The organism is Paenibacillus sp. V4I5, from assembly GCF_030817255.1.
In the GTDB taxonomy this organism is placed as follows: Bacteria; Bacillota; Bacilli; order Paenibacillales; family NBRC-103111; genus Paenibacillus_E.
Genome location: NZ_JAUSZB010000002.1, coordinates 6,897,270 through 6,909,456, shown reverse-complemented (window position 1 = coordinate 6,909,456; position 12,187 = coordinate 6,897,270). Strand labels below are relative to the sequence as shown.

9 protein-coding genes and 2 pseudogenes are annotated in these 12,187 nt (G+C 44.4%); 6 read left to right on the top strand and 5 right to left on the bottom strand.

Features of this window, described 5'->3' with window-relative positions:
- Positions 1-2: 2 nt before the first annotated feature.
- Positions 3-335, bottom strand: coding sequence for a GH32 C-terminal domain-containing protein (locus tag QFZ78_RS33415; protein WP_307556008.1), 333 nt, complete (start codon positions 333-335; stop codon positions 3-5).
- 209 nt (positions 336-544) lie between these two features.
- On the opposite strand from QFZ78_RS33415, the gene QFZ78_RS33410 reads away from it, so the two are divergent.
- Entirely contained in the window at positions 545-1,426 is an 882-nt protein-coding gene (locus QFZ78_RS33410) for an AraC family transcriptional regulator (protein WP_307553690.1), read from the top strand.
- A 213-nt stretch (positions 1,427-1,639) separates the two neighbouring features.
- On the opposite strand, the pseudogene QFZ78_RS33405 reads toward QFZ78_RS33410, so the two are convergent.
- A pseudogene (locus QFZ78_RS33405) lies at positions 1,640-2,671 on the bottom strand (aldose epimerase family protein); the annotation flags it as partial.
- 81 nt (positions 2,672-2,752) lie between these two features.
- Positions 2,753-3,505: pseudogene (locus tag QFZ78_RS33400) on the bottom strand (ThuA domain-containing protein); the annotation flags it as partial.
- Positions 3,506-3,664: 159 nt separating this feature from the next.
- Between QFZ78_RS33400 and QFZ78_RS33395 the strand changes: the two are divergent.
- Positions 3,665-5,257, top strand: coding sequence for a GMC oxidoreductase (locus tag QFZ78_RS33395; RefSeq protein ID WP_483874836.1), 1,593 nt, complete (start codon positions 3,665-3,667; stop codon positions 5,255-5,257).
- Here QFZ78_RS33395 and QFZ78_RS33390 read toward each other — a convergent pair whose 3' ends face one another.
- Positions 5,258-6,148 (bottom strand): SDR family oxidoreductase, encoded by an 891-nt coding sequence (locus tag QFZ78_RS33390; protein ID WP_307553687.1) that lies wholly within the window; start codon positions 6,146-6,148, stop codon positions 5,258-5,260.
- 155 nt (positions 6,149-6,303) lie between these two features.
- Here QFZ78_RS33390 and QFZ78_RS33385 point away from each other — a divergent pair, with 155 nt between their 5' ends.
- From QFZ78_RS33385 to QFZ78_RS33370, 4 genes are read left to right on the top strand one after another with little or no spacing between them, the layout of a single operon-like run.
- Positions 6,304-7,896 (top strand): spore germination protein, encoded by a 1,593-nt coding sequence (locus tag QFZ78_RS33385; RefSeq protein WP_307553685.1) that lies wholly within the window; start codon positions 6,304-6,306, stop codon positions 7,894-7,896.
- A gap of 41 nt (positions 7,897-7,937) precedes the next feature.
- Positions 7,938-9,104, top strand: coding sequence for a Ger(x)C family spore germination protein (locus tag QFZ78_RS33380; RefSeq protein ID WP_307553683.1), 1,167 nt, complete (start codon positions 7,938-7,940; stop codon positions 9,102-9,104).
- Between the two features lie 14 nt (positions 9,105-9,118).
- Entirely contained in the window at positions 9,119-9,361 is a 243-nt protein-coding gene (locus tag QFZ78_RS33375) for a hypothetical protein (protein WP_307553681.1), read from the top strand.
- A 34-nt stretch (positions 9,362-9,395) separates the two neighbouring features.
- Positions 9,396-10,490, top strand: a complete 1,095-nt coding sequence (locus tag QFZ78_RS33370; protein WP_307553679.1) for a GerAB/ArcD/ProY family transporter — start codon at positions 9,396-9,398, stop codon at positions 10,488-10,490.
- Between the two features lie 10 nt (positions 10,491-10,500).
- Here QFZ78_RS33370 and QFZ78_RS33365 read toward each other — a convergent pair whose 3' ends face one another.
- Positions 10,501-12,171, bottom strand: coding sequence for a GMC oxidoreductase (locus QFZ78_RS33365; protein WP_307553677.1), 1,671 nt, complete (start codon positions 12,169-12,171; stop codon positions 10,501-10,503).
- Between the last annotated feature and the right edge of the window lie 16 nt (positions 12,172-12,187).

Here is a 12,187-nt window from a genome sequence, read left to right as displayed (position 1 = left end):
GATCACTGCCAAATCGATTCAAGTTTCCAAATGTTCAATGAAAGCATTTCAACCTTTCCTCCACGGCAAAAAACATCAATCCCCGTACTCGCAGGGTCAGGATAGATATTGTTTGACATTACCGTACGCCCTTCATTTGCATAAATTTCAATGCATGAAGTATCAACAAAAATATGCAACGCCACCAATCCATGATCCGTTGTCTCGAGCGTGCACGTACGTACGCCTTCACTAATCGAATCTGAACGAGATCTATCAAACCGGAGTACCTTGGAGTTGACATCGTAGGATATAATGGTTTCTTCTCTACCATCTTCAGAACATTCAACCAACACATTTTCCAATTCGGCAATCCCCCCAAGTAAAAAGAAAAGATTATCTAAAATTGTGTTTCTCGAAAACGTCTGATTTTCTCAGGTAAACGTTTTCTTTTTTCAGTTAAACGTTTTCTTTTCCAAAAAACCAATGATATACTAATATTCAAGCATTGTCGTTGGCTTAAATTATTATTAATTTGTCAAATATTTTGGTTGGAGGTTCATACTTGAACATACACAATCTGTCGCCCTATTTACGAATTGCTATGGATAGCTATGTCTCATTTCCTTGGTATTTGGAGGAAAGGGTATTATTTGACTATGAGATCCTTTATCTCAAAGAAGGCAGATTAAAAGTTACTGTGGAGGATGAGGTTTACTTCGGAGAACCAGGCGACATCTTTTTCTTTCGCCCCAAACAAAGGCATTCGATTAGCAAAGTTGGAACAGATTTAGTTCGGCAACCCCATTTACATTTTGATTTGTTCTATCAAGAAGATAGTCCCGATGTTAAAGTTTCTTTTAAAAAATTTGAAAATATGACGAACGATGAAATGAAGTGGTTCCGAAGCGACGAGATTGACAGATTAACTATTCATTTAGCTAGCCATATACGCTTACGGCATCATTTAGTTATCGAGAAAATACTTTTTGAAATTATAAGAGAATTTCAAATGAAGCTACCATTTTATGAATTGAATATGAAGGGATTATTTATTCAATTATTCACCGCATTATTACGCGAAAACTATTGGAACAGAAATCCTCACTTACTCTCCAATATCAATGAGCTGGAGCAAGTCAGAATTTTCTTAAAGCATAACACTGGTCAAAAGGTAACTTTAGATGAACTGGCCAAAATATCTGGAATCAGCAAGTACTATTTGATCACCCTGTTTAATCAAACATTTGGGATGAGTCCTATCCAATATCACCAATTAATGAGAATAGAAAAAGCAAGAGAGATGATCCAGTTTACTAATGAGCCTTTGAAACGAATTGCAGAACTTATCGGGTTTCCGGATATTCATTCTTTTAGTAAAGCATTCAAAAAAATAGAAGGCGTTAATCCTTCTTTTTATCGAAAAAAGAATATATCTAACTCATAAGAAAGAAATAACGACTTACAGATCCAGATTGCGGTAGTAAAATAAATCTATCCTTTCGTTCAATAACAAAAGGAGACCCACAGCAACGGGCTGAGGGTCTTGATTTTATCTTTCGGCGTTTATTCCGAATCTCTCACCCAAACTGTCATCTCACCTATACCTCGGTTTACCATGTGAGTATACGTTATACGTATTTGGACGAAAAAAAATATCTCAAAATGCGGAAAACTTATAAATAGACGTCTGCTTGTAAATCTGACCTGGGAACAATTCAGTGCTTGGGAAATGGGGATGATTCGGAGAGTCCGGATAATGCTGGGTCTCAATGCTAAGCCCGGCGTATCGTTGATAAGCAATTCCGCCCTTCCCAACATCGCTCCCATCCAGACTGTTTCCAGAATAAAACTGCACGGCTGGCTGTGTGGTATAGACCTCCATCACCCGGCCCGAATTCGGTTCATACACGCTTGCGGCCTTAACCATGCCGGCCCCGCTTCGATTCAGTATATAATTAAAATCATAACCGCCTCTCGCATACATCATCAGTGGATCTTGGGAATGAATCCGCGCCCCGATTGCTGTAGGGGTCCGGAAGTCAAGCGGCGTACCGGCGACACTTTGAATTTGCCCAGTCGGAGTAAGATCCGGCTTGATCGGAGTAAAACGGTCGGCGTGAAGCGTAAGCACATGACCAAGAATATTCCCGTTGCCCGCGCCAGCCAAGTTGTAATAGTTATGTTGGGACAGATTTACAACGGTCTTTTTATCTGTCATGGCGGTATAATCAATGATTAGTTCATTGTTGTCTGTCAGCGTATAGATCATTTTTACGGCAAGATTACCCGGGAACCCCTCTTCACCATCTTTGCTAATATAGTATAACGCGACCCCGACTGCGTCATCGCGGTAGAATTCCTCTGATGCCCAAACCTTCTTGTTAAATCCTCTAGTCCCGCCGTGAAGCGTATTGCGCCCTTCATTCACGGATAGCTGATAGGTCACACCGTCAAGCGTGAATCTGCCATTTGCAATGCGATTCGCGTACCGTCCAAGAACCGCCCCGAAATATGGCTTATTTCCGGTTCGTATGAAATCCCCCAACGTTCCGTAACCAAGAAGGATATCTTCCATAGCTCCGTTTCGATCCGGCACCTTGAGAGTCAGCATAATACCGCCGTAGGTCATGATTGAGGCTTGCATGCCGTGCTTATTGGTCAGAGTATAGAGATATACCGATTCGCCATCTGCGGTTTTGCCGAAATATTGCTTTGATATACTGCCGAATGCCGCGTTCGCTTGGACGGATGAAGGAAACTCCTCTTTATTTATTTTCTCAAGAGGCCGCATAAATCCGTATACAGGCTCTGCTCCATGGGGTGACGCGGCCCAGTTTACTGCATTCGCTATAACCCGCAAAATGGTTCTGTTGTTATAGGTAGGGTACTCTTCGTGTCCTGGTCGGAAGTAAAAAATTTTCCCGAGTCCACGCCTATAGGTACAACCGCTGCGAAATACTTCACCTCCCTGAAACCAGCTGACAAATACAAGCTCCTCGGGTGCTGGGATATCAAAAAACTCTCCATACATCTCTTCCGATTGCAATTCGATATATTCGCCAATTCCTTCGGTAATCGGATGAGAAGGGTCGACAACCCACAACCTTTCCCGCTCTGCAACTGTTCTCCATTTCAAATCACATGTAGTCCCCATTAATTTCCGAAAAATTTTCGAACGATGTCCGGAATGAAGCACGATGAGACCCATGCCTTGCAATACCCTTGCTTGAATTCTATCAACGATCTCATCCGTCACCGCATCATGAGCCAGATGCCCCCACCAAATCAATACATCCGTATGGTTAAGTACCTCCGTCGTTAAACCGTGCTCCGGCTGATCCAAAGTTGCCGTTTGAATTCGAAATCCGAAAGGTCCAATACCAGCGGAAATCGCTTGGTGAATTCCTTTTGGATAGATGCGGGCAACTTGCGGGTCTGTCCTCTCATGAATAAATTCATTCCATATGGTTACGCGGATCGGTTTCATCTCAATCACTGGCCCGCTGCCAATCCTTACTTTCATCGATTCATCCCTCCATTTTTCAGGCACCACGTCATTAATATAGGTATGTGGAGCATAAACCTAATAATAAAGGAAGTGATTACACTGAAGATCTATATGGCCGATCACGAAGATACCCTTATTAAAATTTCAAGAAAATTTCAGGTAGAATTACTGCAAATGATGTCGATTAATCCACATATCGCAAGTCCCGATACAATCATCACGGGTGAGCGGGTTAACCTTCCTTCCTTGACCATGCCGGCAGCCGAAAATAGAATCTTTGGCGAATTTTGTCCGCCTTTACCGGAGTCGGAATTTCTTCGCGAATGGATTCCGCTCACTTCCGCAGAACAGATGGCTCAAACAGATTACGATGTACTTATTGTCGGGACAGGAGCTGGAGGTGGAGCCGCCCTTTGGCGGTTGGCCGAACAGTGGGGGAACAACGGAAAGAAGATTGGAATCGTCGAAAGAGGAGACCCTTACCTGCCTACCCATGTAAACAACATAGCGACCATAAACGGCGATAATTTTAGAATATTAAGACCCTATAGAATCACTTATCCGATTGGAGACCTGCTCCCACAATATCCCGGTGCCAAGCTTATTTATGCTTTAGGCGGAAGAACCTTACTCTGGGGGGCGATCACCCCGCGCATGCCTGATCACGTCATTGCCCAATGGCCGGTATCCATCCAGGAAATGAAGTATTATTACGATATCGCTGAAGAATTGATGTCCGTCACCCGATCTTATACGAAAGATTCGTCGATTACCCAAGTCCTGCTTAAGCGTCTTCGAGAAAATGGCTTTTACTATGCAGACGATATTCCGGTCGCTTCCGATCTGGATCAAACCAGATTCGGTAAAATTCGTTCGAACGTTTTTTACAGTTCAATTGTTGCTTTGGCGAAAGCATTAGCAAGGCGTCCGTTTGATTTAGCTGTTCAAACTTATGCTACGGAAGTGGTTACGGAACATGGCAGAACAGTCGGAGTTCGGGTGATGACTTCGGATAAGAAATCCCATTTCATAAGAGCGAAAACCGTTATTTTATCGGCAAGTGCCTTACAAACCCCGCGAATATTGCTGAATTCCAAGATTCCAGGTATAGCAATCGGACGATATCTTGTTAATCATTCGTACATGATCGCCACAGCCAGCGTAAATACTCGAGGATTTTCTGAGCCGCTAGGTGTATTAGGAATTATCATTCCAGAGCTTATGGGGCGTCCCTATCAGCTGCAGCTTCAAGGACCGGAACAATATTTTAACTATCAATACGAACATAAACCGATCAAGGACATTTGGAAAATCAGCTTTTTCGGCGCTTCCGGTGAGGTGGAGCCTCGTTACGAAAACCGAGTTTATGTGGATTCGAGCAGTCCCGATGAATACGGGGTGCCGGAAATACAAGTCAATTTCGCTTACAGCGAAAAGGATGAAGCGGTTATTCGGCATATGTCGACCGCCTTACAGCAAGCTGCCAGAGTTATGCAGTTAGATCTAGCCACTACAGTGAACGGTGTTCCCCAGATTTGCTTAATGCCGATCGGAACAGATAACCACGAGTCCGGAACATGCCGGATGGGCGATGACCCTCGTACTTCCGCTACGAACAGGTACGGACAAATTCACGGCGTATCGGGTCTTTACATAGCAGACAGCAGCGTGCTGCCCACTATTGGCGCAACGAATCCTACATTGACTACGGTGGCTATGGCAATTCGGACGGCCGACTATATTATTAAAAAGCTTCAAGAATCATGATCAAATAGCTAAATACTCCCCGCCATTGATATGAATGGTTATCCCCACGGCATAGCTGGAATCTTCGGATGCCAAGAATAAATAGGCCGGTGCAAGTTCAAATGGCTGACACGCCCGTCCGATCGGATTATCGCTGCCAAAAGTCATATACATCTCCGGAGGGAGCGATGCAGGAATGAGAGGGGTCCATGTCCTTCCGGGGGCTACAGCGTTAACACGAATTCCTCTTTTGAGAAGAGATAACGCTAACGAACGCGTAAAAGTGCTAACCGCTCCCTTGGTAGCTGAATAATCGATTAATTGTTCAAAGCCAACAATTGACGTTACCGAGCTTGTGTTGATAATCGCGCTTCCCGGCCTTAAGTAGGGAACGACTGCTTTTGCAAAGTAAAGGTATGAAAAAAAATTAGTTCGAAATGTACGTTCCAGCTGTTCAGCGGAAATATGTTCAATACTGCTTTGAACGTGCTGTTCAGCGGCATTATTGATCAAAATATCAATGCGTCCAAATTCGGATAAAGTCTGCCCCACGGCCTCGCGGCAAAAGTCCTCATAACCAATATCCCCTGCAATCGTCAAACATCTTCGGCCTATCTGCTCGACTCTGGCTTTCGTTTCCGCAGCGTCGCCATGCTCATTGAGATAGACGACAACGATATCTGCGCCCTCCTTGGCAAACAGATAGGATATTGCACGTCCGATGCCGCTATCCCCACCTGTAATAATGGCCACTTTCCCCTTTAACTTCCCGGTTCCGATGTAATTAGGATTTTCAGATATGGGCCTTGGAATCATAATGGATTCAATTCCTGGCTGCTGAGGCTGATATTGTAGTGGGGCCTGAATGGGTATCTCTTCACACTTCGTTACTTTACCATAGTTCGAAAACATGACTATTCCTCCATCGGAATTTGTTACTTTCAGGGTATTCTACAACATACAAATGGGTGATTGCCCAAAAGATTTTAGCTTCCACTGCCTTTCCTGAGAATTACTTTTCAATATTATGGCAAAAATAATACAATCACTAGGGAAGGATGGCACCTATGAACTTTTTCAGACGGCTTGTCCAAAGTCGTTATCGCGACAAGATCATTGAGCAAAACGACTCCTACGACCATTTGTCCGAATCGCGCACATCGAATCAAGAAAAGCTTCCCGATACCGGTGTCTCAACGATATCTACTCATTTGCCGGACAACCTGCAGAGGGTAAAGGATGTTTTCGATCGTTGCAGCGACTTTAGCATCATTCCTTGGCAGTACGGTCCCGAGATGAGTTATACCGCATTCTCCATTTATCTCGATTCGCTCATTCAAAAAAAAGAGCATAATTTCTTTAGAGAAGCGCTTCAAGACCAGGTCATACACGAGCTTGGACAAGGAACGATGGTTATGCCGGAAGATGTTATCTTCTATTTCAACAATAGAGGCGCCTCTTCCGACTCTGCTCTGCTGATCAAAGATTTCAATGAGGCGGTAAAAAATGTCCTTCAAGGCCATATTGTCATCTTCTTCGACCAATGGAACTCAGCGCTTAGTTTCAAGGCTACAGGCCTAGAAACCAGACAAGTCACCGAATCAGTTACCGAACCTGTCGTTCATGGACCTCGTGAAAGCACCGTTGAAAATTTATCGAAAAATTTAGGGATGATCCGTTCACGGTTAAAGACAGCAAATTTTAAAATAGAATCGTTACCACCGTCAGGACAAACGCAAACGAACGTTGCATACGGTTATTTGGAAGGAACCGTCAACCCTGACGTGTTAGCCGAATTTCAAAGGCGAATTGTTAAGCTTCAGAAGCATGAGATATTGGAAACCTCTTACATCGAGGATGCCATTGAGGATTCCACATATTCACCTTTTCCTCAATACCGTTACACCGAACGAACGGATGTCGCCGTTGCTTCCTTACTGGAAGGAAAAATTATCGTGTTGGTTGACGGGACCGGATCCATCCTAATATGCCCCGGCTTATTATTCGAGCTGCTGCAATCGAGCGAAGATTACTATCAAAGAACCGTTGTCGCAAGCCTTATCCGTATCCTGAGATTAGTTGCATTATTTATTGCCATAGGCCTGCCCAGCATATATATTGCTTTTTCCACTTTTCATCCGGAATTAATTCCGACTGTTCTTCTGCTTGCCGTCATCAACTCCCGTGAAGGGATTCCATTCCCTGCTGTCATTGAAGCATTCATTATGGAATTCTTCTTTGAACTGCTTCGAGAGGCCGGAATTCGTCTGCCGCGTCCGGTCGGATCTGCGGTGAGCATCGTCGGAGCGCTTGTTATCGGAGAAGCGTCCATCAATGCCGGCATCGCATCGCCGATCATGGTGATTATCGTTGCATTAACCGGGATTGCATCCTTTTCCATCCCCCAATACAACTTTGCCATTGCGCTGCGCATTTTGCGGTTTCCCCTCATGCTGTTCGCAGCTTTTTTGGGCATATTCGGCATTTTGATCGCCTTTATGCTGATGTGGCTGCACTTGGCGAGCTTACGCTCTTTAGGTCAGCCTTATTTAAGCCCTATCGGTCCTTTTATTCCACGGCAGATAAAGGATGTAATCCTTCGCGCGCCGCTCGGCACATTAATGCGTTCGCCGCGAATTCGCTATAAGGACAAGCCTTAGAAATTAGCCAACTATGTCGTACTCAGGAGAGAACAAAGAGCATGAAAAGGCGGATATGGATGAGCTTATGCTTATCAGCACTCTTCTTATTGACAGGTTGCTGGGATCGGGCCGAGCTTCCTGAAAAAGGGTTTGTCATGGGAGCCGGCTTAGATCTAACTGATGATGGAAAAATTTCACTGACTACACAATTATTCAAGCCAGCCCAAGGGGTTGGTGCGGTAGGCGGCAAAGCAGCCGAAACGCAATACATTAATGTTACGGCTATAGATGATACGGTTCCCAGAGCCATTCGCGATATTCCCATTAATCTCGGTCGTAAAACCCAGTGGAGCCATACCCGCCTGATTATTATCGGAGAAAAACTGGCTCGTGAACGAGGAATATTCGAAATTCTCGAACTTTTTTATCGGGATCACGAACCCCGGCTTACGATGTCCATCATAATCGCGGAGGGAAGAGCTGACAAATATTTTAATATGAAGCCGTTCATCGAAAATACAATAAGCCAGCAATTATTTCAAACCGAAAAATCGGCTGCATCCAGCAGCGGAAAAACAGTAGATATGAATTTGCTCAAATTAGGCCTGCAAATGAAAAGCGAGGTCGGTATCGCTAAGGTTCCTTATCTCTATTTATCCAAAGATGCAACCAAGGTTACGAATATAGCTGGAATTGCCTTGCTGAAAGAGGGGAAACTTGTGGGTAAAATGGAACCAACGAAGGTGGAAACCTTACAAATGGTGTTGAACAAATATCAAAGCGGCATGATTGATATTCCTTGCCAGAATCCATCCAAACAGAGTAAGAAGGTAGAAGCTGTAGAAATAGTCTCCTTAAAAAGCAAATTGCAGCCTACCGATATCGAAGAGAATTCGCTGAAAGTTCTTATAAAGATCAACATGGAAGTAGCTGTTATGGAATTGACATGCTCTAAGCTGGAAACGGTACAGGATGAAAAGAATTTCACGAAAAAAGTTGAGGGACAGATGAAGCAGCGAATTACGGAAACAACCGATTGGTTAAAAAAAAACAAATTCGATGCCATCGGATTGGGGAACAAAATATATCAGAAAAATCCGCCATTGTGGAAACAATGGAAAAAAAACTGGGCTGACCGATTTGCGAACAGTGAGTTCGATATCGATGTTGAAGTCAAGGTCATCAATAGCGGAACCACAATCAGCAAGCCCGTTTTCAAAAAATAGAAGGGATTGGAAAAATGCTGGGAAAAATGTTATTACTGCTGTTGATTTACGCAGGCATTTCGCTCGCAGATATACCGAGACTAAAAAAGGTGGACCGCCGCGAGATCATTGCTTATACATTCATGGCACTGCTTTCGTTTTACCTTGGCATCAATTATATATTTGAGCTGAAATGGCCGTTTCTGGAAGAAGCCGCCGCAGTACTCCTTGGTGAACCGGCCCGTCGCATCGTTGAGTTTCTAAAGGTTCCCTCTTAACCAATCGAAATCTGCTACTGCGGGGGTGTATGAAATGAAAGCTAAGGAACAAATCAGCTCCGGGCAGATGTCTGTCATATTTTTTGCTTTCATGACGGGTTCTGCCATTATAAACATCCCAGGACCGTTAATCGGGTACGCCAAAAACGGGGCTTGGATTTCCCTGTTACTGTCTTTGTCTGCAGGCATATTCTTCCTATCCTGTATCCTTTATTTGTATCGAAAATTTCCCGACCTGACTTTCATTGAGTACAGCAGGGCTTTGGTTGGTAATTGGGTTACGGTCCTTCTCGCTATTCCTTTCATTTCGTTTCAATTCCACATGACATCCGGAATCGTCCTGGATATCGGTTTATTTATGACCAGTTCTATGATGCGGCAAACTCCGTTGTATCTATTCGTATTATCGGTATTTGTGGTTATTGCTCTTACGGTGCGTTCAGGGATAGAAACATTGGCTCGAATGATCTTTGTTCCTATGGTTAGCGTCCTCTTTTTCATCATTCTCATTCTTGTATTATCCGGCAACAATTATGAGATCGATCATCTGATTCCCATCATGCCGGATGGAATCAAACCGGTGCTTCTTGGCGCTTATTTTTCATACGGGTTTCCCTACGTCGAGCTTGTGCTTATGGCCATGCTTCTTCCTTACGTACGTAAAGAAGGACAGACACATGTAAAGAAAGGCATGTATCTCGCTCTGCTTGTAAACGGGTTTTGTTTAATTGCCGTAACGCTTAGTACGATATTGGTGTTCGGTCCAATGGCAGGGGAACGAAAGTATTCGATGTTTGAGGTAGCTCGAATCATCGATTTGCTGGAAGTCATTCAAAGGATTGAATCTCTCATCGGTATCTCCTTGATTATGACTTCTTTTATCAAGGCGACCATTACGCTGCTTATATTGAATTTAACGTTTACGAAATTGTTCAAGCTTCGTGACGATCGTATTCTGATTCTCCCCATAACATTGGTTTGTTATCTTTTTTCTTTGCATCAAATTGGAAAAGGAGCAGCTCTTTGGATTCATTCCGTATCGGTCATTCATGCGTTATGGGCCACATTTTCTTATTTACTGCCTTTGCTAGTCGTTACCGCAGCAGCAATAATAAGGAAAAAAGTTTGAATATGCTTTTTCATTTCGTTTTTGGCTGAACGCCCGCCTGCCGAATAATATGATCAGCCGTACGAATAGCGAGGGCTATCGTGGTCAACGTTTGATTTTCGGCTCCGATGTAAGGTAAAGCACTGTTGTCGGCCACATAGAGGCCGGAGACTCCGTGGATTTGCCCGTATTGGTTAGCAACAGAAGTATTGGGATCGTCTCCGATTCGGCATGTGCCTGAGTCATGATGCAAATCGCCAAGCGGAGTCAAGCAAATAGACGGTTTGCCATTCTTTGAAATCAGACGCACGCCTGTATCCTTGGCAATGCGCTTTATCCCTTCCGTCATTTGGCCAACGACGTTCTTATCGGCCTCGCTCAAGGAAAAATGAACCTTAATTTCAGGGACGCCGTACTCGTCTATTTTGTCCGGATTCAGTGTAATCCGATTCTCGTATCTCGGTTCGACTTTGCCATAACCATAGAAGTTGACCGTAGTTTCACCTGTTAATGGTCTTTCAACGCTAACTGGATACCAGTAGAAGGCTTCCGGGCCGGTCATGAGTACGGAGTAAGGTGTATCCGGTTTCTGCGGTATCATAATATTCAAGGGACCCCACGGGATAGGAAAATCAGCAGTAGATATCGTTCCTGTTGCTTGCACAAAAGTTTGATTCGTCAGGAAGTGTCCCAACGCTCGATGCTGAAATCCCGAATGAAGGAGCAAGCGTGGTGTCTCAAAAGTACTCGCACTCAAAACAACTGTTTTGGCTTTAAGGGTATAAGCGGTTTTATCCGGGGAAACGACCGTGACTCCCGTGACTTTTCCGTTCTCATGTAGAATCTTCGTGGCACGTGCGTTGATTGCCAAATCGAAATTCCTCTGATTCAGAGCTCTAGCAAGCAAGGAAATGGAACTCGTAAACATGTCGGTATGAATCTGCCCGAAAGACTGGGGTACGATATCAGCTGCAATCGGAAGAGGTGCCGCTTTGGAATAACCGCGTAGCCACAACCGCTCCAGTAAAATTTCCGTGAACGAAGCCCCTTCCGCAAATGCTCCGGTGACATTCATGACTTGTTCAGCAATGCCGTAATAGCTTTCCATCTCATGAACAGGTATAGGCCATTTCGCCAGATCCCACGGATGCATCCGGGGAGTAAACGCATACCAGAATAACGTTCTTCCTCCCAGCGCAAAAAGCTGCCTCGCTCCCGGATATTCGGGTGAAGCACCAGGCAGGGGCTTGGATAAGTGACTAAAATAAGCTACGAGGCGTTCTTGGTTTAACGTCGACAGGTTTCGGGCATGCGTCGGGATATACTGGTCTCCCCGTTCAATGATGCCAATCCTCTTCTTTTCCCTCTTCCATTGTTCGCATAATCTCCAGAGGACAGATCCTCCGCCTGCTCCGGTACCGATGATCAGAACATCATATTCCTGCTGAGCCATCTGTGAAAGCGGTGTAAGGGGAATCCAGTTATTCAGCGTTTCTGCCGGTACGACCGGGCAAGTCGGAATGGATCCAACCGTAGAGGCTCTCGATTCTGTTTCAGAAGGAAGATAGACCGATATACCGGTGATGTCTAGATCCGGATGTTCAATATGTGGGTTGAGCAATACAAGCTCTTCAACGGATAAACGTTTTTTAATAGCGATAGCTCTAAGTGTTTCATGCTTGTTCGAAACCCATATTTTCAAAAGCCTTCACTCTCCA